We start from the raw sequence: 25,162 nt of genomic DNA, 5'->3' as shown, positions 1-25,162 counted from the left end.
AACCTACTGCTTGGCATTCGTCTCGTTCAGGTGCTGCCGAAGCTTCGCCGCAACCCTGCCGGCCGCTGCAAGGTCCTCGGGTGCCAGGGCGTCAACAAAAAGCGTACGAACCAATCGAAGATGCGATGCGGACGAGCTGCGGAAGACGCCCGACGGCGGGAGGTGCCAAACGTCGTCGTAAACGCTGTGCTGGGGCTGCTTGCGGCAGGGGTGGCTGTCTTGCGGTTCGGCCCTTACAGCTTCTGAACCCCGGCGATGAGTGGCTTCATTCGTATGCTGGTCGGTGCCATTCCTGGTCAGCGGGCATCCGCCCGATGCTCCAAGCGGAGACTTTCCGAAGACTGACCCTGGTTGCCTGCAGACGTACCTGCCGTCCCCCTGTGACGAGCACGGGGCCAAGAAAGTGAATGTACGGATCTTCATTCAATGTTGGTTCCTGGACGGTCGACGCCGCGGAGTCGAAGGCAGCTGCGATAGCGGGGTTGCCGATGCGGATCTGGTCATTCTGCCGCTGCACCCAAGCCTGCTCCGACACCACAGACCCCGAAATGATGGTGCCGTCAACTACAACAGTCAGCTCAATGGTTGCGTCGGGGTCGAGCCGAACGGTCTGGGCCAACAGCTGCGCCAGGCGGCTGTCAATGTCATGCTTCTCCTCCGCCATAGACCGTCCCTTTCATGGCTTTTCTGGCCCTGGATCCTCTCCCGCATTCAGCTTAATCCGGTGGTGCCGGCACGACGGGCGTTGGGCAGCGAGAATGGGCCTGGCTGGTGCCCGGGGGGATTCATTCGGCAGGCCTGCCGGGGTCGTTGTCCTTCTTGGTGGTGAAGGCGATCTGCACGGCCGGACTGCAGGGCGAGTGTGGAGGCGGAACCGTCGTCGTAACGCTGGAACTCGACCGGCTTCAGGCCGTTCTTCCTGTTCTCCTCATCCCGGCACCAGCCAGGATGGCTTCCTGGTTGTTGCCGGACCCAACGATGACGCGCTTGCCCGCCACATCCTTGGCCTCCTTGATCTCCATGAAATCTGGATCGCTTTTCGCGTAGAACTCCAGCAGGTCGTTGCGGTAGGTGGCGTAGGCGTTGTCCATCTCGCTGCCAAGGAGTGTCTTGTTGTCCGTTGGCAAACGTGCTGGGCGGGGCGGTGCCCGGTGCTCACGACTGTCATTCTGCTCAGGCAACCGGCGCCAGCAGCGTGCTGCCAAGGGCGCGACGGCGGCGGGTTTCGTTGTGATGGTGGTCAGGATTCCCCCTGGAAGTAGCCAGTTGATGCGCGGAACGGATGCGTTGCGGCAACTATCCGGCAGCGCCAACAGGGGAATCAAAGGCGGACGCAAACCGGAGATACAGGGAGTAACGGCGGTTAACCGGGCAACCGCGGCGGTCACATTCGGACCGTCCCGGCAGGTGAAACCAAGTAGTGCCGCTTAGGAGCGGCCCGAAAAGACGAGTACTTAAGGGGCGAAGACGGGTGGGGGATTACGCGTGTGCTCCGCCTACGCCGAACCGTACGGTGAAATCGTTGCGCCCAAGGTGGGCGCATGGCCTTGAGGAGACGCACATGAATAATTCGCCGGGTGGGAAAACTTATGCTGAGGGGAAGAGCCTGCTACGGCGGACAAGCACCAGAGCGGCAGCGGCGGTAGCGGCTGGAACGCTGGTGCTGGCGGGCGGGGGAGTTGCGTACGCGGACGCCATCACGAACACGTTGGACGCGTCAGTAGATTCTGTTGCTGAAACAATGACGCTGAATCTCGGGGGATCCAATGGAACAACCCTGCTGTACGTCGTCAAGCTGCCGGATCATGGCACTAACGGCTGCACAATTCAGGGGAGGGAAGCCGTTACCCTCAGCCTGGTCTCGAGCGATCCTGCCGTGGCTGCTGTCTCTCCGGCCACCGCAACCTTCGACAGTTGTGATGCCACGGCAACTGTCACGGTAACGCCCAAAGGCATCGGAACGACCAACATCCTCGCCTCACTCACGGCCAACAATACGGGTGAACCCTACGACGTTTCACCTGTTAATTTCGGCGTGACGGTGGTTGCTCCCGCCCCATCCAACACAGCGCCGGTCCTTGGCATCTCCGGAGTCACACCTGGTGGCTCATACACCAAGGGCTTCGTCCCACAGGCGATGTGCGAGGTGAGCGACGCCGAGGAGGGCAACAGTTCATTCCCCGCCACACTCAGTCTCATAACAGGGCCGGATGCTGCCGACGGCGTGGGTTCCCAGGAGGCTTCCTGCTACCACGAGGACGCCGGTGGTCTTACCGCCTCCGGTTCCGTCACTTACGGGATCACCGACGGAACCGCCCCCACTATCGGCTACACACTTAGCCCCGCCGCGCCTAATGGTTTGGCTGACTGGTACACGAGTGACGTCACGCTGGACTGGACTGTGACGGAAGGGGACTCGCCAAGCACTCTCGTCCTCACCGGCTGCGAGGACCGGACCATTACCGCCGACCAAGTGGCCACGGACTACAGCTGCGCGGCGACCAGCAGCGGCGGCTCTGCGGATCCGGTTACGCTGTCCCTCAAGAAGGACGGCACTGCGCCTACGGTGGGCTATGGTGACAAGGCGGCGGGCACACTGGGCACCAACGGCTGGTACACCTCTGATGTCGAGGCCACTTTCACAGCGACGGACGCCACATCCGGCCTGCTGACCAGCACCAAAACGGCCACATCCAGTGGCGAGGGCTCGAACGTGGCAGTACTGAGCCCCGTGTTCACCGATATTGCCGGCAACACTGCCGCAGAAGGTACCGCTTCGCGGACCTATAAGATTGACAAGACTGCCCCGACGGTCACCTACGTCAGCGCCAGCCCCGAGGCAGGAACTGACAGCTGGTACAACGCCGACGTGACGGCCACTTTCTCCGCGACGGACCTCGTGTCGGGGCCCCTAGAAGCCACTAAGCAGGTGACGTCATCTGGCGAAGGCGCAGCGGTGGTAGTCGGCAGCCCTGCATTTGAAGACGTCGCCGGGAATATCACTCCCGCGGGTGCGGCTACCCAAAGCTACAAGATCGATAAGACCGCGCCATCAGTGTCCTTCGACTCAGTGCTCGGCGAAAGCTACTACGGATCGACGCCGGCAGCGCCTACGTGCACTGCCTCGGACGCACTGTCGGGAGTGAACGGAAACTGTGCGGTCACGGGCTACAGCACGTCGGTGGGCGCTCACACGCTGGTGGCCGAGGCTACTGACTTGGCCGGCAACACCACCTCGGTTACCCAAAACTATGAAATCAAGGCGTGGACCCTCAAGGGCTTCTACCAGCCGGTGGACATGGGCGGGGTGCTGAACACGGTCAAGGGCGGCAGCACGGTCCCGGCCAAGTTCGAGATCTTCGCAGGTGACCAGGAAGTGACGGACCTGACCGCGGTGTCCAGCCTCAAGTCAGCCCAGATCCAGTGCTCCCTGCTGGAACTCCAGGATGCGATCGAGGCCACCGCCACGGGCAGCACGTCCCTGCGTTACGACTCCGTAGCCGGCCACTTCGTCTACAACTGGAAGACGCCCATCGGAGCAGGAACCTGCTACAAGCTCACGATGACCGCGAAGGACGGCAGCTCAATCACTGCCAACTTCAAACTGAAGTAGCAGCTTGCGGCGCCCAAGGACGCGCGCCGCAGGGAGGGGGCCCGGTCATCACGGCCGGGCCCCCTCGGTTGTGCCGGCTGCTGGGCGAAGAATCAGCCCAGGGCGTTAATGACTTCCTTGGCAACGTCCTCGCTGGACTGCGGGTTCTGGCCGGTGATGAGGTTGCCGTCCCGGACCACATGGGATGTCCAGGCAGCAGCGTTCTCCACTACGGCGCCCTTCTCCTTCAGCGCGTCCTCCACCATCCACGGGGTGTTCTCTCCCGTGCCGCCGCCCAGTTCTTCTTCATTGGTGAATACGGTGAGGCGCCGCCCCAGGAATGCGAAAGCGCCGCCGTCGTCCGTTGCGCTGAGCAGCCCCGCGGGACCGTGGCAGAAGGGCGCGATGATTTTGCCGTCCTGGTTTGCCGCCACCAGAAGCCGGCCCAGGTCCGCATCCTTGTAGAGGTCAGCCATGGGGCCGTGCCCGCCGGGTATCACCACTGCGTCATACGCTGCCATGTCGACGCCGGCGAGTACCAGCGGGTGCGAGAGCTCGCCGTCGATGGAAGCAAGGTAGTCCCGGAAGCCTTTTGCCCGCTCCTCGCCACCGGCCGACTCGGATGCCAGGCTCACCTGGTCCACAGTTGGCCGTGCACCGTCAGGGGTAGCGATGTGGATGGTGTGGCCGGCGGCAAGCAGGGTCTGGTGTGCAACCACCAGTTCCTCCGCCCAGAATCCGGTGCGGTGCTCGCTGCCGTCCTTCATGGTGAGGGAATCGGCTGCTGATACAACCATCAGAATATTTGCCATGGTGTTGCTCCTGTCTGTATTTCCCTACTCACCGGCGGCTTCGAGCTCTGCGTACGTGTCGTCGTCGAGAGTGACACCGGCCGCGGCCATGTTCTCTTCCAGGTGCTTGGCGGAACCGGTGCCGGGGATCGGCATCATCACCGGGGAGCGGCGGAGCAGCCAGGCGAGTGCCACCTGGGAGGTGGTGGCGTCCAGGCGCTTTGCTGCCTCGTCCAGCGGCCCGCCCGGCTGCGCGAGCTCACCCGCGGAAATCGGCGCCCAGGGGATGAAACCGATTCCGTTTTCCTCCGAGTACCGCAGCACGTCCTCCGAGCTGCGGTCCGTCAGGTTGTAGCGGTTCTGCACGGTGGACACCGTGAAGTGCTTCCCGGCGGCCTCCAGCTCCTCGACGCTCACCTGGGACAGTCCCAGCGCGCGGACCTTGCCCTCGTCCTGCAGTTCACGCAGCACGCCGAACTGCTCCTCGGCGTCCACCTTCGGGTCGATCCGGTGCAGCTGCAGCAGGTCCAGCGTGTCCACCTTGAGCTTCCGTAGGCTCAGTTCCGTCTGCTGGCGCAGGTATTCGGGACGGCCCACCGGGATCCACTTGTTCGGGCCGGTCCGGGTGAAACCTACTTTCGTGGCGATCTTCAGCCCTTCCTTGTACGGGTGCAGGGCCTCGGCAAGGATTTCCTCGCTGATGTTGGGGCCATAGGAATCTGCGGTGTCGATGAAATCAACGCCGAGTTCGACGGCGCGGCGCACCACATCCACGGCGGCCACCCGGTCGGCGGGCTCACCCCAGATGCCGTCGCCCACGATGCGCATCGCGCCGAAGCCCAGCCGGTGCACGGTTCCCAGGTCTTTCAGGTCAATCGTTGCGGACAGTTCCAACTGGTTCGACGTATTCAGACTCATAGGGGCGGCAACCTCATCAGCCTGCTGAGTATTCCGGGACGTTGCGAAATAAGCCGGGCCCCGCCGTCGTTATGCCTCAAGTGCCCGCCGTGACCCGGCCGGCAAAACTCTACGCAATGCTTCGAAAGGCCGGCACCCAACGTGACTCTCCCGCTCTCCATCCTTGACCTGGCAACCATCGGCAAAGGCCAGACGGCGGCGGAGAGTTTCGCAGGCAGCGTGGCAATGGCGCAAAGCGCCGAGAAGCTGGGGTACCGCAGGGTCTGGTACGCCGAGCACCACAACATGTCCTCCATCGCCTCGTCCGCCACCAGCGTCCTGATCGCCCACGTGGCCGCACACACCGAGAGCATCCGGCTGGGCGCCGGCGGCGTCATGCTGCCCAACCACTCGCCACTGACCATTGCCGAACAGTTTGGCACCCTGGAAACCCTGCACCCGGGCCGCATCGACCTGGGCCTGGGCCGCGCGCCCGGCAGCGACCAGAACACCATGCGCGCGCTGCGGCGTGACCCGATGTCCGCGGACAGCTTCCCCCAGGATGTGCTCGAACTGCAGGGCTACCTCACGGGACCCACCCGGATGCAGGGCGTGGAAGCCACCCCGGGCAAGGGCACCAACGTTCCGCTCTACATCCTGGGTTCGTCCCTGTTCGGTGCACGGCTGGCTGCCCAGCTGGGCCTGCCCTATGCCTTTGCCTCGCATTTTGCCCCCAACGCGCTCCAGGATGCCGTGTCCATCTACCGCCGCGAATTCAAGCCCTCCGCGCAGCTGGACGCACCGCACGTGATCGCCGGCGTGAACGTGATCGCCGCGGATTCCGCCGCTGAAGCCCAGGCCATGCTGCAGGAGACCAAGCGCGCCAGGGTTTCGCTGTTCTTTGGCGGCGGGCGCGAGTTCAGCGACGACGAGGCGGACATGATCCTCGACTCGCCGCAGGGCCAGCACGTCTCGCAGATGATGACCTATTCCGCGGTGGGCACCCCCGACGTCGTGATGGACTACCTCGACGAATTCGGCAGGCACGCCGACGCGGACGAACTCATCGTGGCGCACCAAAGCACCGGCACCGGGGCGCGGCTGCGGTCCGTCGAACTGCTTGCTGAAGCTGCTGGCCTGGCCCGGGTATAGCGGCGGGCGGCGGCCTGCACCGCACTTTTACACATACGCAATGATGAGGACTTCCGGGGGAAACCGGCCGGGCGGACCATGAGGGATGCCCCTCCCCGGAATCCCTCCGGACCTCGGGGGAGGGGCGCCACCCGATAGCCGCGGGCAATCCCGCGGCTGTTTTACCGGGTGCGTCCTGCCTAAGGGGTGCACGAATGGCTATGCCGTTGAACCAAAGCGTGGCGGATTCCGCGCTGCTCACCCGGTCCCTTCCGCTGGGGCTGCTCCGATCCTTCGTCCGGCCTGACGCGCCCGACGACGGGCTGACGCCCACCCTGCTGGCGGAACTTAAGGTCCTCGCCCGGGTTCCGGGGCTGCTCGTGGCGTGCAATTACGGCGGAACGCTGTGTGATGCCGAGGGGATCTCCACCGAAACGCTCCCGCTCGGAAGCGCGGCCATAGCCCTGCGCGCACTGGCGGCACTGCCCAATACCCACGCCGCCGTCATATCAGGCCGCTCCCTCCGCGACTTGGCCGCCGTGTCCCGCCTGCCGGCGGAGGTGCACCTCATCGGTTCGCACGGCGCCGAATCTGACATGGAATTCGCGCACGTCCAGCCCCTGGCCACGGAAGCGGTCCTGCATAGAGTCAACGCGGCACTCACTGAAGCGGTGGGTTTCCACAAGGGCATTTGGATCGAGCGTAAGCCCGCGGCCGTTTCGATCCACACCCGCCCGGCCCCCGCAGAGGTTGTGGAGGCCGTCACCGAAACAGCCCGGGAGATTGCCCGGGACCACGGGCTTTTCTTCATCGTCGATGGATCGGTTCTGGACTTGTCTTTCATGGAACCTTCCAAGGCTGAGGCCTTGGAGAACCTGCGCTCGCGGCTCGGGACCAGCGCCGCCCTCTATGCCGGGGATGCGTACAGTGACGAGCTTGCCATTGCCACACTCCGGGGGCCGGACATGGGTCTGCGCGTGGGCGCCGGGCAGACAGGCGCTGCACACCGGTTGCGCGACCCGGAGTGCTTTGCCCGGGTCCTGGCCATCCTGTTCGAACTGCGGCGGGCGTGGCTGTTCGGCGAGGACGCCGTGGGGCTTGAGCGGCACTCAATGATCGGCAACGGTTCTTCCACTGCCCTTGTCACTCCGGACGCCCGGATCTGCTGGATGAGCCACCCGCTGCCGGACTCCGGTTCGCTGTTCGCGCACATCCTTGGCGGCGACGCGGCGGGCCACTTTTCCATTGAGCCCGTCAAGGCCTCACAGGTGCTGGGCCAGCGTTACGTGGACAGCACCATGATCGTGGAGACCCGTTGGGCCGACGTCACAGTCACTGACTACCTGGAACCAGCCCCCGAAGGCATCACCAGCCTCGTCCGGGTGCTTTCCGGAAGCGGTGCGGCGAGGATCGTGTTTGCCCCCCGTCCTGACTACGCCAATGCCCCGTTCAGCATGGAGGTCCGTGGAGAGGAGCTGCATGTGGTGGGGACCTCGGACCCGCTCATCCTCTTCGCCCCGGGCGTGAAGTTCGCCGTTGCCTCGGACGGCCGGCACGCTACGGCCACAGCGGTAACCAACCTGCAGGGCGGCCCCATAGTCCTCAACCTGAGGTGCGGCGACACCGGGCACCAGCCGGCAGATCCCGGCGGTGAAACTGAACGGCGGGCCGGGGTGGCACTCCACTCCCGAAGCTGGGTGCAGGGCCTGGACCTGCCCAGCGTCAAACCATCCCTGGTGCGCCGGTCCGCCCTGGTGCTCCGCGCGCTGGTCCACGAGCCCACCGGTGCGGTGCTGGCTGCTCCCACCACCTCGCTGCCGGAAGGGATCGGCGGCACGCGCAACTGGGATTACCGGTACTGCTGGCTCCGGGACGGGTCCATGACAGTCAATGCGCTGGTGGATCTTGGCTCGACGCAGGAAGCGGCAGGCTTCCTGGACTGGCTCGGGCGGATCCTGGAGCACGCCCCCGGGCCCGAATGGTTGCATCCCCTGTACTCGGTCACGGGTGCGCCGCTCTCCACCGAAGCGGTCATCGACAGTCTTCCCGGCTATGCCGGCTCCCGGCCTGTCCGGATCGGCAATGCCGCGGACCACCAGGTCCAGCTGGACGTGTTCGGCCCCATTGCGGAACTGATCGATGCGCTCAGTGAGAGGGAATCCGCGCTCGCCGATGGCCACTGGGAACTGATGGTCCAGATGGCTTCGGCAGTGCTGGCGCGCTGGCACGAACCCGACCACGGCATTTGGGAAGCACGGCGGGCTCCCCGGCACCATGTGTATACCAAAGTGATGTGCTGGGTGACCCTTGACCGGGCGCTGCGGACCGCCGCCCGGCACGGCCGCCGCCCCGAACCGTCCTGGGAAGCCACGGCCGCAACCATCCGGGAAGAAGTATTGAGTGAGGGCTGGGATGAATCCGCGTCCTCGTACACTGTCGCTTACGACAGCCCGGACCTCGACGCCGCCGTCCTGCACATCGGGCTGTCCGGCCTGCTGGATGTCTCGGACCAGCGCTTCCTGGATACCGTCACGGCCGTGGAACGGGAACTGCGGGTGGGGCCCACCGTCTTCCGATACAGGTACGACGACGGCCTGCCGGGCCTGGAGGGCGGCTTCCACGTCTGCACCACCTGGCTGATCGAGGCTTACGTCGCGGTGGGAAGGATTGAGGAGGCCTGGGATCTCTTCGACCAGCTGGTGAACCTTTTCGGACCCACGGGCCTGCTGCCCGAAGAATACGATCCCGGCACCGAAACCCATCTGGGAAACCACCCGCAGGCATACTCCCACCTGGGCTTCATCCGGTGCGCCCGTCTTCTGGACGCGTTGGAGGGCAGAAGGTAGCCGGTTGTCCCGGTCACTGCCTAGAGTGGAGATTCCGGCCGCCTGCAGCGCAGGGTTCCGGGCGACGGAGACCGAGGCGGGAACGAACCATGACAACCAAAGCCGAGGGTGTGGGATTCCGCTCCGACCGCGGGCCGATCCTCATTGCCCTGATGCTGGCTACCGGACTCGTGGCCATCGATTCCACCATCGTGGCCACTGCCGTCCCATCCATCGTCCGGGACGTGGGCGGTTTCTCGTCGTTCCCCTGGCTCTTCTCGGCGTACCTGCTGGCACAGGCCGTCTCAGTGCCCATCTACGGCAAGCTGTCCGACATGGTGGGCCGCAAGCCAATCATCCTGACAGGCATTGGTCTGTTCCTGCTCGGGTCTGTCCTGTGCGGCATCGCCTGGAGCATGCCCTCACTGATCGCTTTCCGCGCCCTGCAGGGACTCGGCGCAGGTGCAGTGCTGCCGGTTTCCATTACCATCGCCGGGGACATCTATTCGGTGGAGGAGCGCGCCAAGGTCCAGGGCTATCTCGCGAGTGTTTGGGCGGTATCCTCCGTGGTGGGGCCAAGCCTCGGCGGAATCTTCTCGTCAATGGGCCTCTGGCGCGGCATCTTCCTCGTCAACATCCCACTGTGCCTGCTGGCAGGGTGGATGCTGGTCCGGACCCTCCACGAGAAGGTGGAGCGGTCAAAACACCGCGTGGACTACGCCGGGGCGGCCCTGCTGGCTGTCTCGCTCAGCCTGCTCATCCTCGGAGCCCTGCAGGGCGGGCAGGCGTGGGAGTGGAACTCGCCCGTCAGCATCGGCGTTTTTGCGGTGGGCGGCGTGCTCCTGGCCCTGTTCCTGCTGGTGGAGCGCCGGGCAGCGGAGCCGGTCCTGCCGCCCTGGGTAGTGTCCAGGCGCCTGCTTGGCACCACCGCCCTGGTGTCCTTTGGCGTAGGGGCAGTGCTGATGGGGCTGACCTCCTACGTGCCCACCTTCCTTGAAGGGGCGCTATCCACTTCGCCCCTGGTTGCCGGGCTCGCCCTGGCAGCGCTGACGCTCGGCTGGCCGATCAGCGCCTCGCAGGCGGGCCGCTTCTACTTGAGGCTCGGGTTTAAGCCCACGGCCCTGATCGGCATCTCGGTCACCGTGGCGGGACTTCTGGTCCTTGCCCTGACGGCACCTGCTCCCGACGTGGCGCTGGTCGCCGCCAGCTGCTTCGTGGTGGGACTCGGCCTGGGGCTGGTGGCCACCCCCACCCTGATCTCAGCCCAGTCGAGCGTCCCGTGGAATGAGCGCGGTGTGGTCACCAGCACCAACATGTTCGCCCGGTCCATCGGCAGCGCCCTGGGCGTAGCGGTGTTCGGCGCGGTAGCCAATGCGGTCTACGCCGGTACATCTGGCGGGGACAGCGACGGCCCGGCTGTTGTGGCTGCTTCCGGAGCCGTCTTCCTGGCCACGCTGGTGGCAGGGTTGCTTACCGTCGCCGCGGTCCTGGCCATGCCTGCTGTCCGTGCGGGCGCAGGCGGTGCGGGGAGTGCAGGGCCGGTCCTTGCCGATGCGGAGGACAGCAAGCACTAGCCGCAATGCCTAACGCGAGGCGCGGAAGATTTCAGGCGCGGGGCGGGTGCCGGTGGCAAGATCGGCAAGGATCCGGCCCACCACCGGTGTGAACTTGAAGCCGTGGCCGGAGAACCCCGCCCCGATGACCACCGGTCCGATCCGGTCCAGGATGAAGTCCTCATCAGGGGTGGTGGTGTAGGTGCAGCTGATGGCCTCAAATGAGTCGGCGTCCACGCCGGGAAGCCAAGACCGGGCGTAGTCCCTCAGGGCCGCGAGCTGCACCGGCTCCGGCTGGAAGGAGCGCCGGTCCGGATCCACAACGGGGCCCACACCGTGCCACCCGGCCTTGATTCCTTCGCCCGGGGTTTGCATTCCATAGACGGGGGAGTACCAGCCCTGATAGTCCGCGCCGGCGCCCGGGTAATGGTTGAACCCCGGCCACACTGCCGCCCCATCGGTGATCCGGAAATGCGCAGGCTGTTCCTGCGTGACGGTGAGCTTCGGAATCCGCAGCGTTCCGCTTCCCCGGGCACCGAGCAGCTTCTCCGTCCAGCCGCCCGCAGTCACCACCACCTGGGCTGCGGTGACCACCTCCGTGCCTGCTGCGGATTCGAAACTTAACCGGACGCCGTCGTCCATCACCTCGAAGTCCACCACCTTGGTGTGGTGCCGGATCTCGGCGCCCCGGGCGACGGCGAGCCGCTGGAAGGCGGGAAGTGCAGCTTCCGGATTGAGCTGGCCTCCGTCGGGCATGTTCAGGACCTGCTGGTCGAACCGGATGCCGTGCCACCGCTCGGCCGCCTCCTCCGGACGAAGGAATTCCGCGCGGATGCCGGCCTGGGTGAGCGCGGCGGCGACCTCGGGAAGCAGCGGCTCGGGGCCATGGTTGACGATGCCGGTGCGGGCGAGCAGCTTCTCGCCGCTTTCCTGCTCAAGTTCGTCCCACAGTGCCAGCCCCTCGGCCAGCATGTCCACGTACTCCGGACGGTGGTAGCCGGGATTCAGGTTCCGGGTGGTGCCGTGCGAAGCTCCGATCCGGTGCCCCGGCCCGAACTGCTCCACCAGCGTCACCTGGCGGCCACGGCCCGACAGTGCCCACGCGGCAGCCGAGCCCATGGCTCCGCCGCCGATCACCACGGTGTCAAGGATGGTTCCCATCGGTTCTCCAATTTCCGTCTAAGTCCTGGTCCGGGGTGCCCCGTTGGTGGATTGCGGCAGTTCCTACGCCAGCAGCAGCGCGGTGCCGATCATCGCGGGGACAGCCACAACGGTGGTGATGAGCACGGTGTCCTTAGCCACTGTAAGTCCTGTTTTATACCGGTTGGCAGCCACGAAGACGTTCTGGGCGGTGGGCAGTCCCGAAGCCACCACCACCGCGAACAGGGCATGGCCCTCCATGCCCAGTACAAACCGGCCAAAAAGGTACGCCAGGGCAGGCTGGATGGCCAGCTTGAAACCGCTCGCCAGCAGGGTATCGAGGCGCCGCGCCGCGGATGCCTGCAGTGGCCGGCTGCCGTTCAGGCTCATCCCGAATGCGATCAGCATGGCGGGGATCGCCGCTCCGCCGATCAGGTGGATGGGCTCCATGACGAGAGGCGGGACCTGAAAGCCGGTCCCGGCCACCACCAGGCCCAGCGCGGAACCCACGATCATGGGGTTCCGCAGGATCATCACGATGAAGCCCAAGGGAGTGGTGCGGTGCGAGCTGGTGCTTGAATCCAGGATCATCAGGAACAGCGGGGTGAAAAAGGCGAGCTGGAAAATCAGCAGCGGGGCCACATAGCTGGCATCGCCCAGGACGTACACGGCGATGGGGATGCCCAGGTTGGCAGAGTTGGCCAGCGATGCGGCCATCGAGGACATCAGGGATTCAGGGAGCGAACGTCTAAGCCAGAACTTGGCGATGGCGAAGAAGATGGCCGCCGTGGCCATGGCCGCCACCGCTATGACGAGCAGGGGCGCCGCGAATACTTCCTGGAGGCGGGCTTTGCTGAGCGTTTCGAAGAGCAGCGCCGGGCTGGCCACGAAGAAGGTGAGGGCGCTGAGGACCTGGCGTGCGTTGTCACCCAGGATTTTCCGCCGGCCCACAAACCAGCCCACCAGGATGATGCACCACACCACGAAGAAACCCGCCAGTACTCCTAGCAAGGATCAGGCTGCCGGGTGCGGCGGACGTGGGGACCGGGGCTCACGCTCCGGGGTTAGAGTGCGGCGTTGTTGAGGGCGAACGGCGGACGCAAAAGCCCGGGTGTGATGCCCTCGGCGGGGTCGTTGCCGAGTTGGACAACACGGTTGTTTTCGTCCACGTGGACCACCTTGGGCTCGTAAGCCTTCGCTTCTTCGGTGGTCATCTGCGCGTAGGTAATGAGAATGACAATGTCGTTTTCCTGCATCAGGTGGGCCGCGGCACCGTTGATCCCGATTACACCGGAGCCGCGCTCGCCGGCAATGGTGTACGTTTCCAGGCGGGCGCCGTTGGTCACGTCCACAATGGACACCAGTTCGCCGGGCAGGATGTCGGCAGCGTCAAGCAGGTCCAGGTCAATGGTCACCGAACCTACATAGTGCAGGTCAGCATGGGTGACGGTTGCCCGGTGGATTTTGGACTTGAACATTGTTCGATTCATAACGGCACCAGTCTAGCGCCGGGCCCGGTTCCCCGCAGTGACGCAGGGAACACCAGCGCGGGTGCCTTCAGAGCCATTGCAAAGCAACGGACGACGGCGGGCGGTTACCCGGCGTGGTCTCCTCCGACGGCGGCCGCGGCCGCAGCCAGGGTTTCCCTTGCGGCGAGGATGGCGGGCCGCTGTGCGCTTGAACGGCGCACGGAGGTGAACACCGTGCGGTATGGCTTGCCCGGGAGCTCCAGCAGTTGGGCAGTGGTGCCGCGCCCGGTCCACACCAGGTCCGGCATCAGCGCCACCGCATTGCCGGACTCGATCAGGCGGATCTGGGCCTGCAGGTCGGCGGTTTCGAATCGAACATCCGGTTCGAAGCCGGCGCTGCGGCATGCCTGTTCCGCCCAATGGCGCGAGGCGGCACCCCGCGGCTCCATGACCCAGGCGAGTTCCGCGGTGTCCGCCAGCCCTCGGATGGCCGGGCCGCCGGTGGACGCAGGGGGAACAGCCAGCCGGATGGCATCCGTGGTGAGCCGCACACGGTCCAGTTCGGGATAACGGGGTGCGGCATGGCCAGGGTATTGCTCGGCGATGACCAGGTCGAAGTCGCGCGCCCATGTCTCATGGAGCGCGGTTTCAGGCTCCCGCTGGATCATCTCGATCCGGACCTCCGGGTACGTGGCGGACATCCGGGTGAGGGTTTCCGGCATCATCGCCAGGGCTGCAGACTGGAAGACCGCGATGCGCACGGTTCCGGTGACCGTGGTCAGTGACGCCGCCAGGTCCGCTTCGGCCTGTTCCAGGGTCTGAAGCAGCTGCGCCGTATGCGCCACCAGCACTTCCGCCTGCGGCGTCAGCTGTACCCGGCGGCCGGTCTTCCGTAGCAGCTCCACGCCCACCTCCTTTTCCAGGAGGGCAAGCTGCTGCGATACCGACGACGGGCTGTACTGCAGTGCGTCCGCGACCTCCGCGAGTGTCCCGCGGATGCTTAATTCGCGGAGAAGTCGAAGCCTGCGGACATCAAGCATTGGGCCATTCCTTACCGAAACTAACGAATATAGGTTAGAAGTATTCACTTTATCTAATGCAAGTAGGCTTGCATACTGTTGGGACCGAGTTCCCCCCCGTCACAGCCTCTTTTGGCGCGCCGCGGCGGGGTCGCACCCCAAAGCAGGAGTTCCTGATGAGCACTAGAGATATGACCCAGTCGATCATGAGGCGCAAGCCGATCGATGACATTGAGGAAGAGAACAAGCACAGTGGGCTCTTCAAGTCACTCGGGCTGTGGCAGCTCACCGCTATTGGCGTAGGCGGCATCATCGGCGTCGGCATCTTCTCCCTCGCGGGGCTGGTGGCGGCCGGAAGTGAAAGCACGCCCGGGGTGGGGCCCGCGGTGCTGATTTCCTTCCTCATCGCCGGACTTGCCTCAGCGGCCGCGGCACTGTCCTATGCAGAGTTCGCGGGCATGATTCCGCGCGCCGGTTCCGCCTACACCTACGGCTATGTGGCGCTGGGCGAGATCGTCGGCTGGTTCATCGGCTGGGACCTCCTGCTGGAGTACATTGCCATCGTGGCCGTGGTAGCCATTGGCATCTCCGGTTACTTCGACGCTTTCCTCTCCGGGATCGGCGTCAACATGCCCATCTGGATGACCTCCACTGCTGATGAGGGCCGGGGCGGCATCGTGAACATCCCGGCCATCGTGGTGTGCCTCCTGGTGACCTGGATCCTTTCCCGCGGAACCAAGGCATTTGGCCGGTTCGAACTCGTGGCTGTGGCCATCAAGGTCATCCTGATCCTCTTCATCATTGGCCTGGGCGTCTTCTATATCGACACCAACAACTACAACCCGTTTATGCCGAGCGGCTTCGGGCCGGTCCTCGCCGGCGCGGCCACAGTCTTCTTCGCCGTGTTCGGTTACGACGCCATGAGTACTGCCGCGGAAGAAGCTAAGGACGGCAAGAAGCACATGCCCAAGGCCATCATCCTTTCGCTGATCATTGCGATGCTGCTCTATGTGGCCGCCACGCTGGTCCTGACCGGCATGCAGAACTACCAGGACATCGACCCCACAGCCGGTTTTGCCTCCGCCTTCACGGGTGTAGGCCTGCCGGTAATCGCCACCATCATCTCCGTGTTCGCCGTTCTGTCCATCCTTACCGTGATGCTGACCTTCCTCCTGGGCGTCACCCGCGTCTGGTTCTCCATGAGCCGCGATGGCCTGCTGCCCGGCTGGTTCTCCAAGACTGACCGCCACGGCACTCCGCAGCGCGTTACCTGGATTGCCGGCGTCGCCTCCGCACTGCTGGCCGGCGTGTTCCCCATCAAGGCCGTTGCAGACCTCACGAACATCGGCATCCTGGCTGCGTTCGTCGTCGTCTGTTTCTCTGTGATCGTGTTCCGCTACAAGAAGCCGGACGCTCCCCGCTCCTTCCGCCTGCCGTTCATGCCGTTCATCCCGGCCTTCGGCGTCCTGGCGTCGGCGTTCCTGATGTTCCAGCTGTACTGGGAGACCTGGGCCCGCTTCGGCGTCTGGCTGCTCGTTGGCCTGGCGATCTACTTCTTCTATGGCAAGAAGAACTCACTGATGAACCCCAACAGCCCGCGGCACGAGGAAAGTGTGGAGCTGCAGCACTCCCTCCGTTGACCCTCCCCGGGACGCTCTCGCACCTTTCGCGGGTATTTCCGTCATGCCCTCCCACTTTTGACGCGTTTTCGACGAACCCTCTCCCACTTTCCTGCGGGGGAGGGTTCGTTGTTTTGCCATGCGCCGAAAGAGGCGGGAGCGTTGCCCGTTTTGCTGCGGGAAGTGAGAGGGCGTTGGGATTTGGCTACAGGACGTGAGAGAGGGTCACGGGGGCGGGTGGCAAATACGGCCAGGGAAAGGTCGCGGCAAAGCTTCGGTTTTCCTAACCTGTATTGCTTAGAAAAGATCGCTTTATCTTATGTGATTGGAGGTTCATACTGGTTGATAAGACCCCTCGAAACCCCCAAGAAAGAACGGGAAAAGTCATGACCCACATTGCCATGGAGTCGGCAGTTGCCAGCGGGATCGCGCCGCAGACCGTCGACGCCGATGTGCCGCAGGCGAAGGCCCTCGCCGACGAATCCGTCGCCCTGGTCCGCCGCTGGCTGACCGAGGCTGCGAAGGTTCCCGTGGACGCCTCCGCCCAGCAGCTGGCCGGTGTCCTGAAGGACCCCAACGGCCTGGAATTCACCGTTGGCTTCGTGGACGGCGTGGTCCGTCCCGAAGACCTTAACGTCGCCGCCCGCAACCTCGCCGCGCTGGCCCCCAAGGTTCCCGCGTTCCTGCCCTGGTACATGCGCAGCGCAGTGGCCCTGGGCGGCACCATGGCCCCGGTCCTGCCTCAGGTCGTAATCCCCATCGCCCGCAAGGTCCTGCGTGAAATGGTGGGCCACCTGATCGTGGACGCCACCGACGCCAAGCTTGGTCCCGCCATCGCCAAGATCCGCAAGGACGGGATCAACCTCAACGTCAACCTCCTCGGCGAGGCAGTCCTCGGCGAGCACGAGGCTTCCCGCCGCCTCGAGGGCACGCACACACTGCTGGCGCGCCCGGACGTGGACTACGTGTCCATCAAGGTGTCCTCCACGGTGGCCCCGCACTCCGCGTGGGCCTTCGACGAAGCCGTTGAGCATGTCGTCGAAAAGCTCGCCCCGCTGTTCCAGCGCGCCGCCTCCTTCGCCGGACCCGGCAAGAAGGCCAAGTTCATCAACCTGGACATGGAGGAATACAAGGACCTGGACATGACCATCGCGGTCTTCACCCGGATCCTGGACAAGCCGGAGTTCAAGGACCTCGAGGCCGGCGTCGTGCTCCAGGCCTACCTCCCGGATGCCCTCTCAGCCATGATCCGCCTGCAGGACTGGGCCGCCGGACGCCGTGCCAACGGTGGCGCCGGCATCAAGGTCCGTGTGGTCAAGGGCGCCAACCTGCCCATGGAGCAGGTGGAAGCATCCCTGCACGACTGGCCGCTGGCTACCTGGGGCACCAAACAGGACTCCGACACCAGCTACAAGAGCGTCATCAACTACTCCCTGCACCCGGAGCGGATCAAGAACGTCCGCATCGGCGTTGCCGGCCACAACCTCTTCGACATCGCCTTCTCCTGGCTCCTGGCCAAGCAGCGCGGCGTGGAACCCGGCATCGAGTTCGAAATGCTGCTGGGCATGGCGCAGGGCCAGGCCGAAGCCGTCAAGAAGGACGTCGGCTCGCTGCTGCTCTACACACCCGTGGTGCACCCGTCCGAGTTCGACGTCGCCATCGCCTATCTGATCCGCCGCCTCGAAGAAGGCGCCAGCCAGGACAACTTCATGTCTGCAGTGTTCGAGCTGAGCGAAAACGAGGCCCTGTTCGAGCGTGAAAAGCAGCGCTTCCTGTCCTCGCTGGAGGCACTGGACAACAGCGTTCCGCCGGCCAACCGCCAGCAGGACCGCAACCTGCCACCGGTTCCGATGCCCCACGAGGGCTTCGAGAACACCCCGGACACGGATCCGTCCCTGCCTGCCAACCGCGACTGGGGCCGGGCCATCCTGGAGCGCGTCCCGTCCTCCACCCTTGGCAACGCCTCCGTTGCAGCAGCGTCCATCAATAATGAGGCCACCCTCAACACCGTTATCCAGACCGCCCTGAACAAGGGCAAGGCCTGGGGTGAACTCTCCGGTGACGAGCGCGCGGAAATCCTGCACCGGGCCGGTGACGTCCTTGAAGCCCGCCGCGCGGACCTGCTCGAGGTCATGGCCAGCGAGACCGGCAAGACCATCGACCAGGGTGATCCCGAGGTCAGCGAGGCAGTGGACTTTGCCCACTACTACGCCGAGTCCGCCCGGAAGCTGGATAAGGTCGACGGCGCCACGTTCGTTCCCGCGAAGCTCACCGTGGTCACCCCGCCGTGGAACTTCCCGGTCGCCATCCCGGCAGGGTCCACCCTTGCGGCACTTGCCGCCGGTTCCGCCGTCGTTATCAAGCCTGCCAAGCAGGCCGCCCGCAGCGGCGCCGTCATGATCGAAGCCCTGTGGGAAGCCGGCGTGCCCCGCGACGTGCTCACCATGGTGCAGCTGGGCGAACGGGAACTCGGCAAGCAGCTGATTTCGCACCCCGCCGTTGACCGCGTGATCCTCACCGGCGGCTACGAGACCGCCGAACTGTTCCGGTCCTTCCGACAGGACTTGCCGCTGCTGGCCGAAACCAGCGGCAAGAACGCCATCATCGTCACCCCCAGCGCCGACCTGGACCTGGCAGCCAAGGACGTGGCGTATTCCGCGTTCGGCCACGCCGGCCAGAAGTGCTCCGCGGCCTCACTGGTGATCCTGGTGGGCTCGGTGGCCAAGTCCAAGCGGTTCCACAACCAGCTGATCGACGCGGTCACCTCCCTGAAGGTGGGCTACCCGCAGGACCCCACCAGCCAGATGGGCCCGATCATCGAACCGGCCAACGGCAAGCTCCTCAACGCGCTCACCACCCTCGGCGACGGTGAAAACTGGGCCGTGGAACCGAAGAAGCTGGACGACACCGGAAAGCTGTGGAGCCCGGGCGTGCGCTACGGCGTCAAGCGCGGTTCCTACTTCCACCTGACCGAATTCTTCGGCCCGGTCCTGGGCGTGATGACCGCGGACACCCTCGAAGAAGCAATCGCCATCCAGAACCAGATCGAGTACGGCCTGACCGCCGGGCTGCACTCCCTGAACTCCGGGGAGCTGGGAATCTGGATGGACAGCATCCAGGCCGGAAACCTGTATGTGAACCGTGGCATCACCGGCGCCATAGTGCAGCGCCAGCCGTTCGGCGGCTGGAAGAAGTCGGCCGTCGGCGCGGGCACCAAGGCAGGCGGACCCAACTACCTGGCCGGCCTCGGTGACTGGGTCTCCGGACGCAGCACCGCCAAAGCCTCCGTCAGCCACCCTGGCGTCCGCAGGATCCTCAACGCCGCAGGCGCCGCCCTGGAGCCAGCTGAGATGGAATCCGTCCAGCGCGCTGTGGCGTCCGACGCCGAAGCCTGGGCCGATGAGTTCGGCACCGCGAAGGACGTGTCCGGCCTGAGCGCGGAACGCAACATCTTCCGCTACCGGAACCTGCCCGTCACGATCCGCCTCTCGGAAGGCGCGCCGCTGGCCCACCTCGTCCGGACCGTGGCAGCAGGCGTTCTGGCCGGTTCGGAACTGACGGTGTCCACCGCCGTCGAGCTTCCCGCCCAGCTGCGCCCGGTACTTACTGCACTGGACATCGACGTGAAGGTAGAGTCCGACGCCGGCTGGCTGGCTTCCGCAGGCCGCCTCGCCTCCGAGGGCAAGCTGTCCAACGGCCGTGTGCGGCTGATTGGCGGGGACGCCACCGAACTGGCCAAGGCCACCGGTGGCCGCCCGGGCCTCGCGGTGTACGCCCACCCCGTCACCGAGGCCGGACGCGTTGAACTGCTGCCGTTCCTGCACGAGCAGGCCGTCAGCATCACGGCGCACCGGTTCGGTACCCCGAACCACCTCTCGGATGCCCTGATCTAACTCCACTTCTGTCCTGGGGCGAGCAACAGGCCCCAAATCAATAGGCAGGAAAGCAAGAGGCCGGGCGGCCACCTTTCGGTGGCCGCCCGGCCTCTTTTGCTGTCAAGTGTCCGCGCTGGCTGCGCTGTTGGAGACCTTGCGGATTAACCCAGGTACCATCCCGGCGGTGACCATGTCAGCGGGACGCTGTGGGCGGAGAAATCCTCGCAGCGGGTGCACGTGTAGGCGACTTCCCCCAAGGCCGCCACTGTCCCGTCACGCCGGTAGGTGGGCGGGATGTAGGACTCGAGGTAGACGAATTCGTCAGTGCGGCACTTGTCGCAGGTCGGTTTGCCTACGTAGCCGGAATCCGTGGTTGCTATTCCGGCGCCGAGGGTGGATTGCCGGGTTGAAGGCCGGGCGGTGGTCTGCGGGCGTGCATGGGCCGCACTGGATCGGGTGTTCCTGGCTGTCGTCATTGGCTGCCTGTCCCGAGCGAAAGGCCCTGTGTGCAGGGCACGCTCGTGTTGCCGAACCGGCCAGCTGCTTGACCATGGGAAAATCAGCATAGATTATGCAACGTTCTGACATCAATGGAGACCGGGTTGTCTTCCCTCCTCCGCGCGCCGGGATTATCCGCGTTCCTAGCCCTGGCGTTTGATGGCCCGTCCCACGATCGACTGCGTCAGCGCGTCGATCACCTCCGGGTTCGCCAGCGGGTTGCGGATCAGCGTGAAGTCCACATCCCCCACGGGCGGAAGGTCGAAGCGCCTGGTTATGATTTTCAGGTCCTCGGGAACCAGCGACGACGGCATGACGGCCACGCCGATACCGGCGCGGACGGCTGCCAGCACCCCGCTGATCTGGCGCGTGGTGCAGGTGATGCGCCAGGTCCTGCCGTGTGCTTCGAGCGCATCGATGGCGAGCTTCCTGCTTAGGCTGGGCGAGGGGTAGGCGATCAGCGGAACCGGAGCGCCCGGCTCCAAAAGGGTCTGCTCCAGTCCCACCCACGAAAAGGAATCGTGCTGGACCACGGTTCCGTCCTTGGCGCCGGCCACCCATTTCACGAAGACCAGATCCAGCTGGCCAGCGTTGAGTTTGCGGTACAGCTGGTCGCTTTGCCCCACGGTGAGCTCGAGGTTGATCTGCGGGTAGATCTGCCGGAACTCCCGCAGGATCCGGGGCAGGCCGGTGATTGCAAGATCATCCGCGGTGCCGAAGCGGAGCCGCCCCCGCATTGCGGAGCCGGAGAAATAACGTGCCGCTGCGTCATGGGCGGAAAGGATGCTCCTGGCGAAACCAGCCATCGCATCCCCATTGTCCGTGAGCCTGACATCGCGGGTATCCCTGGTAATCAGCACGCGCTTGGCTGCCTTTTCCAGCTTCCGGATGTGTTGGCTGATAGTGGGCTGGGCCAGTCCCAGGCGCTCGGCTGCCTTGGTGAAGCTGAGGGTTTCGGCCACGGCCAGGAATGAGCGCAGCTGGGCCGGTTCGAACACTTTGTACTCCTTGGACTTTCGGTGCCTGCACCCTCATTGCGGTTCGCAATACGAGTTATAGGGACAATAGGCCCCCATAATCCGCTGGGCCCAGCCTAGCGTTAAGGGCATCCCAGACAGCCCGCAATTTTGAGGACACCACTGTGGCACCCCCACCGCCTTCATCGGCAACCGTCACCCAGCCCGTCGCCGATTCCGCGAGCACCGTACCCGCGGAAAGCCAGACCCAGCCACTTCCGGTCCTCTCCGAACGCCTCCCCTGGAGGCACACCTTCATCTCCCTGAGGGTCCCGAACTTCCGTATTTTCGCTATCGGGCACTTCATCGCCGTCGTAGCCATCTGGATGCAGCGCATTGCCCAGGACTGGCTGGTGCTGCAGCTTTCCGGTTCCGTGACGGCCGTGGGAATCACCGTGGCGCTGCAATTCCTGCCCTCCCTGCTCCTGGGGCCGTGGGGCGGCATGATCGCAGACCGGTTCGCCAAGCGGAAGATCCTGATCCTGTGCCAGGGGATGGCTGCAGTCCTTGCTGCCGCCCTCGCAGCCCTTGCCCTCACCGGCGCCATCCAGGTGTGGCATGTCTATGTGATCGCACTCGTGCTGGGCCTCGTCACCGTCCTTGACCAGCCTGCCCGGCAGGTGTTCGTCAACGAGCTTGTCGGCCCCAAGTACCTGCGGAATGCCATCAGCGTGAACTCCACGACCTTCCAGCTGGGTGGCCTGATTGGACCTGCCCTTGCCGGGTTGCTCCTGACGGCAGTGGGTGCGGGCTGGGCTTTTGCCGCCAACGCCGTGGCCTGCTGTTCCACGGTGGCCATGCTGCTGATCCTCCGCAAGGACCAGCTCTTCATCAGTGCACCAACGCCCAAGAGCAAGGGGATGCTGCGTCAGGGGCTCCGTTATGCCTTGAGCAAGCCCACCATCTACTGGCCCTGGCTGATGGCCGGTTTCATCGCCGTATTTGCCATGAGCCTGCCTGTAGTGCTGGCGGCTTTCGCGGACCAGGTGTTCAAGGTGGGCGCCGGCGGCTACGGCCTTCTCAATGCCCTGGTTGCGCTGGGCGCCCTTGCCGGGGCGGTCGCTTCCACGCGCCGCCGGCAACTCCGGCTGCGGTCAGTGGTGTTCTGCGCCGGCATGTACGGGGCCATGCTGTGCCTCGCCGCGTTGGCCCCGTCGATGCTCTGGTTCGGCATCGTTATGGTTCTGGCCGGATTCTGGTGCCTGATGTTCCTCACGGGATCCAACCAGCTGGTCCAGGTCAGCTCGAACATGGGCATCCGGGGCCGCGTGATGAGCCTCTACATCATGGTGCTGATCGGTGGCCAGGCACTCGGCGGACCCATGCTTGGCTGGATTGCCGAGCACGCCGACCCGCACGTGGCACTCCTGGTCTCCGGCGGGGTGCCGGCCCTCGCCGCCGTGACCGTGGCCGTCGTCCTGGCCCGGAAAGGCTCACTCAAGCTGCAGGTCAACCTCCGGGACCGGCGGCGCCCAGTGCAGATCGTCAGCGGCACAGCCGCCTGGGAGCGCTTGGGAGCGGCCGGGAGCCCGGGCTACAGCTCCAGGTGCGGATAGGCTTCTTCCCGCTTCTGGAACTCCAGCACGTCCTTGTTGCGGACCACACCGTCGCGAATCTCGATTGCCCGCGCGATGGTTTCGTTCCCGACCCATGCTTCCGGACCGTCCATGACCGTTTCCAGGAACGGAAGCAGGGCCTGGCTGATCTCCCAGCTGGCGGAATTCCAAAGGTAGGAGGGGCTGTGGTCCACCGCGTAGTAGTTGATGTGGTCACCCACGGTGAACATCGGATCGGCGAACGTGGTGGACTGCGCCCAGCTGAAGCCCATGCCCTCGTCGCACGATACGTCAATGATCAGGCTGCCCGGATTGAAAGCGTCCAGATCCTCCGTCCGCAGGTAAGTCAGCGGATTGTTCGGGTCCTGCAGGGTGCAGTTGACCACGATGTCGCTGCCGGCCAGGAACGGCGCCAGTGGCACCCGGCCCCGCTCGGTGATGACCTGGCTCAGGAAGGGTGCTTGGTCGTCATGATCGAACTGGACGATGTTCACTGAGTGGATGGGGGCGCCGACGGCGGCTACGCCACGGTTGGTCAGCACCTGGACGTCATGTATTCCGTGGGCGTTCAGGGCGGTGACCGCGCCGCGCGCTGTCGCGCCGAACCCGATCACTACTGCGCTGAGGCGGCGCCCGTAATCGCCTGTGGAACCGGTCAGCGCAAGCGCGTGAAGTACCGAGCAGTAACCGGCCAGCTCGTTGTTCTTGTGGAACACGTGCAGCCCAAAGCCGCCGTCGCTGGCCCAGTGATTCATTGCTTCGAACGCGATCAGCGTGAGCTTTTTGTCGATGGCCAGCTGGGTGATGGCGCGGTCCTGGACGCAGTGCGGCCAGCCCCAGAGGACCTGCCCGTCGCGCAGTTCGGCGAGGTCTTCCGGCTGCGGTTTGGGCAGGAGTACGACGTCGGCCTCCGCCAGGAGGGCCTCCCTGCCTGCGATCCTGCCCACCACACCGGAGAGGTGAGCGTCGGAGACGCCGAAGCGCTCCCCGTAGCCCTTTTCCAGGATGATGCGCTGCCGGATTTCCGGCGCGATGCGCTCAAAATGCAGCGGATGGATAGGGAGGCGGCGTTCGTCAGGTTTTTTCGTCGACGCCAGGACGCCAAGGGTCAGCTGGTCCTGTTGGCCACTCACTTCTTTTTGGCGGCCTTGCTGGACGTGATGTCCAGCGAGCTGGCCGGCGCGGCAGCGGCCTTCTTGTCGGCGCGCTTTTCCTTGATGGATTTGCCGGATTTTTTGGATGCTGCTTGACGCGGGGACTTGTCAGCCATGAATTGCTCCTGTAGCGGAACCGAAGGGGCTCCTGACTCCTGACGATACACCCCGGTACCTAATGGCCCCTGGCGGGCATTCGCCTGTCCCGCTAATCCCCTTGAGCGGCTGACGGGAATCGAACCCGCGTATCAAGCTTGGGAAGCTAGCGCTCTACCATTGAGCTACAGCCGCGCTGCCCCACTCGCGCGGGGCAGAACTTAGCTTAGCGCAGATGCGGGGCCCGGCCGCCCAACCCCGGGCCCGGAGCGCCGTGTCCCGTTACCGGCCGCGTCATCCAGTAACTCTTCAATAACGTCCCCGGCCCTGGCTAGGTGGGGCCACAGTCCGCTGGCTAACCTGAACCGGATAGCTGCGGCGTCAGGGGGAGACGGCCACTGCGGCAGGCCGACTTCACCACAGAAAGTTTTTCATGGCATTCGCGGAGCACGAGGTCCTCATCCGGCGTGATGCCATGGCTGTGTACCTGTACCTGCTCGACGCAACCAACCTTCCGCACTGGCGCGACGGCGTCCGCAGCGTCAAGCTGCTTCACGGCCCGGCCGGAACCAGGGGCGCCGTCTACCGCAAAATGGTGGCAGGGCGGTCGGGGCTGAGCATTCCGGCCGAACTCGAAATAACGCAGGCCAGGCCCGGCGCGGAAATTGAGTTCCAGGTCATTTCCGGCCCTGCAAACTGTACCGGGGGATATTACCTGAGCACGGAAAGCTCCGGAACCCGGGTCCGCTACGCGCTTGAAGCCCAGCCGGAGCGTTCGTTCGGATTCCTGGACAGGTTCGGCCTGCTGAACGGGATGGCTCAGCGGACCGTCCGCTCAGAGGTGGCCCAGCTGGAACGCCTGAGGGACGTGTTGGACCTCCAGCCGGCCGCCTAGTATTCAGCGGTGCCGTCCAGCTTGCCGCTCCCGGCT

At 65.0% G+C, this 25,162-nt stretch carries 19 protein-coding genes, 1 tRNA gene and 1 pseudogene; 8 read left to right on the top strand and 13 right to left on the bottom strand.

From position 1 onward, the window contains the following. Window positions 1-265 precede the first annotated feature (265 nt). Together NXY83_RS19685 and NXY83_RS21175 are read right to left on the bottom strand one after the other, a co-directional pair. Window positions 266-664, bottom strand: a complete 399-nt coding sequence (locus NXY83_RS19685; protein ID WP_258803880.1) for a hypothetical protein — start codon at window positions 662-664, stop codon at window positions 266-268. A gap of 170 nt (window positions 665-834) precedes the next feature. Further along, window positions 835-1,149: pseudogene (locus NXY83_RS21175) on the bottom strand (ABC transporter substrate-binding protein); the annotation flags it as partial. A 592-nt stretch (window positions 1,150-1,741) separates the two neighbouring features. Here NXY83_RS21175 and NXY83_RS19675 point away from each other — a divergent pair. After that, entirely contained in the window at window positions 1,742-3,613 is a 1,872-nt protein-coding gene (locus NXY83_RS19675; RefSeq protein ID WP_258803879.1) for a PxKF domain-containing protein, read from the top strand. A gap of 92 nt (window positions 3,614-3,705) precedes the next feature. Here the strand turns inward: NXY83_RS19675 and NXY83_RS19670 are convergent, their stop codons facing one another. Together NXY83_RS19670 and NXY83_RS19665 are read right to left on the bottom strand one after the other, a co-directional pair. Further along, window positions 3,706-4,404, bottom strand: coding sequence for a type 1 glutamine amidotransferase domain-containing protein (locus NXY83_RS19670; protein WP_258803878.1), 699 nt, complete (start codon window positions 4,402-4,404; stop codon window positions 3,706-3,708). A 24-nt stretch (window positions 4,405-4,428) separates the two neighbouring features. Then, window positions 4,429-5,301: an aldo/keto reductase gene (locus tag NXY83_RS19665; RefSeq protein ID WP_258803877.1), complete on the bottom strand. Its 873-nt coding sequence runs from the start codon at window positions 5,299-5,301 to the stop codon at window positions 4,429-4,431. Between the two features lie 141 nt (window positions 5,302-5,442). Here NXY83_RS19665 and NXY83_RS19660 point away from each other — a divergent pair, with 141 nt between their 5' ends. From NXY83_RS19660 to NXY83_RS19650, 3 genes are all read left to right on the top strand, one after another. Beyond that, the gene (locus NXY83_RS19660; RefSeq protein WP_258803876.1) at window positions 5,443-6,432 is read left to right on the top strand and encodes an LLM class flavin-dependent oxidoreductase; all 990 of its coding nucleotides are present in this window, start codon (window positions 5,443-5,445) and stop codon (window positions 6,430-6,432) included. A 194-nt stretch (window positions 6,433-6,626) separates the two neighbouring features. Continuing rightward, a complete protein-coding gene (locus NXY83_RS19655; RefSeq protein WP_258803875.1) occupies window positions 6,627-9,257 on the top strand; it encodes a trehalase-like domain-containing protein in 2,631 nt (876 codons plus the stop codon). 89 nt (window positions 9,258-9,346) lie between these two features. Continuing rightward, window positions 9,347-10,810, top strand: coding sequence for an MFS transporter (locus tag NXY83_RS19650; protein ID WP_258803874.1), 1,464 nt, complete (start codon window positions 9,347-9,349; stop codon window positions 10,808-10,810). 9 nt (window positions 10,811-10,819) lie between these two features. Here NXY83_RS19650 and NXY83_RS19645 read toward each other — a convergent pair whose 3' ends face one another. The 4 genes from NXY83_RS19645 to NXY83_RS19630 all read right to left on the bottom strand — a co-directional run bounded on the left by NXY83_RS19645 (window position 10,820) and on the right by NXY83_RS19630 (window position 14,438). Beyond that, on the bottom strand, window positions 10,820-11,950 hold the full coding sequence (locus tag NXY83_RS19645; RefSeq protein ID WP_258803873.1) for an FAD-dependent oxidoreductase: 1,131 nt from the start codon (window positions 11,948-11,950) through the stop codon (window positions 10,820-10,822). A gap of 63 nt (window positions 11,951-12,013) precedes the next feature. Then, window positions 12,014-12,940 (bottom strand): AEC family transporter, encoded by a 927-nt coding sequence (locus NXY83_RS19640; RefSeq protein ID WP_258803872.1) that lies wholly within the window; start codon window positions 12,938-12,940, stop codon window positions 12,014-12,016. 53 nt (window positions 12,941-12,993) lie between these two features. Then, window positions 12,994-13,419: an aspartate 1-decarboxylase gene (gene panD / locus NXY83_RS19635; protein ID WP_258803871.1), complete on the bottom strand. Its 426-nt coding sequence runs from the start codon at window positions 13,417-13,419 to the stop codon at window positions 12,994-12,996. 104 nt (window positions 13,420-13,523) lie between these two features. Further along, window positions 13,524-14,438, bottom strand: a complete 915-nt coding sequence (locus tag NXY83_RS19630; protein WP_258803870.1) for a LysR substrate-binding domain-containing protein — start codon at window positions 14,436-14,438, stop codon at window positions 13,524-13,526. Window positions 14,439-14,593: 155 nt separating this feature from the next. On the opposite strand from NXY83_RS19630, the gene NXY83_RS19625 reads away from it, so the two are divergent. Continuing rightward, window positions 14,594-16,057 carry an amino acid permease gene (locus NXY83_RS19625; protein WP_258803869.1) on the top strand — a complete coding sequence of 488 codons (1,464 nt, stop codon included), beginning with the start codon at window positions 14,594-14,596 and terminating at the stop codon, window positions 16,055-16,057. A gap of 365 nt (window positions 16,058-16,422) precedes the next feature. Continuing rightward, window positions 16,423-19,929 (top strand): bifunctional proline dehydrogenase/L-glutamate gamma-semialdehyde dehydrogenase, encoded by a 3,507-nt coding sequence (locus NXY83_RS19620; protein ID WP_258803868.1) that lies wholly within the window; start codon window positions 16,423-16,425, stop codon window positions 19,927-19,929. Between the two features lie 143 nt (window positions 19,930-20,072). Here NXY83_RS19620 and NXY83_RS19615 read toward each other — a convergent pair whose 3' ends face one another. Beyond that, a complete protein-coding gene (locus tag NXY83_RS19615; RefSeq protein ID WP_258803867.1) occupies window positions 20,073-20,387 on the bottom strand; it encodes a hypothetical protein in 315 nt (104 codons plus the stop codon). A 165-nt stretch (window positions 20,388-20,552) separates the two neighbouring features. Then, on the bottom strand, window positions 20,553-21,407 hold the full coding sequence (locus NXY83_RS19610) for a LysR family transcriptional regulator (protein WP_258803866.1): 855 nt from the start codon (window positions 21,405-21,407) through the stop codon (window positions 20,553-20,555). 143 nt (window positions 21,408-21,550) lie between these two features. On the opposite strand from NXY83_RS19610, the gene NXY83_RS19605 reads away from it, so the two are divergent. After that, a complete protein-coding gene (locus NXY83_RS19605) occupies window positions 21,551-22,981 on the top strand; it encodes an MFS transporter (RefSeq protein WP_258803865.1) in 1,431 nt (476 codons plus the stop codon). Here NXY83_RS19605 and NXY83_RS19600 read toward each other — a convergent pair. From NXY83_RS19600 to NXY83_RS19590, 3 genes are all read right to left on the bottom strand, one after another. Beyond that, window positions 22,960-24,114 (bottom strand): N(5)-(carboxyethyl)ornithine synthase, encoded by a 1,155-nt coding sequence (locus NXY83_RS19600; RefSeq protein WP_258803864.1) that lies wholly within the window; start codon window positions 24,112-24,114, stop codon window positions 22,960-22,962. The two genes, NXY83_RS19605 and NXY83_RS19600, sit on opposite strands and share 22 nt — an antisense overlap. Then, entirely contained in the window at window positions 24,111-24,251 is a 141-nt protein-coding gene (locus NXY83_RS19595; protein ID WP_167344651.1) for a hypothetical protein, read from the bottom strand. The genes NXY83_RS19600 and NXY83_RS19595 overlap by 4 nt, the downstream gene beginning before the upstream one ends. Before the next feature lie 104 nt (window positions 24,252-24,355). After that, window positions 24,356-24,426: transfer RNA gene (locus NXY83_RS19590), tRNA-Gly, on the bottom strand. A 238-nt stretch (window positions 24,427-24,664) separates the two neighbouring features. Between NXY83_RS19590 and NXY83_RS19585 the strand changes: the two genes are divergently transcribed. Continuing rightward, the gene (locus tag NXY83_RS19585; protein WP_258803863.1) at window positions 24,665-25,126 is read left to right on the top strand and encodes an SRPBCC family protein; all 462 of its coding nucleotides are present in this window, start codon (window positions 24,665-24,667) and stop codon (window positions 25,124-25,126) included. The last annotated feature ends 36 nt before the right edge of the window (window positions 25,127-25,162 follow it).

Origin of the sequence: Pseudarthrobacter sp. NS4 (assembly GCF_024758005.1) — a bacterium.
GTDB lineage: Bacteria > Actinomycetota > Actinomycetes > Actinomycetales > Micrococcaceae > Arthrobacter.
This window is presented reverse-complemented; position numbering and strand designations above follow the sequence as displayed.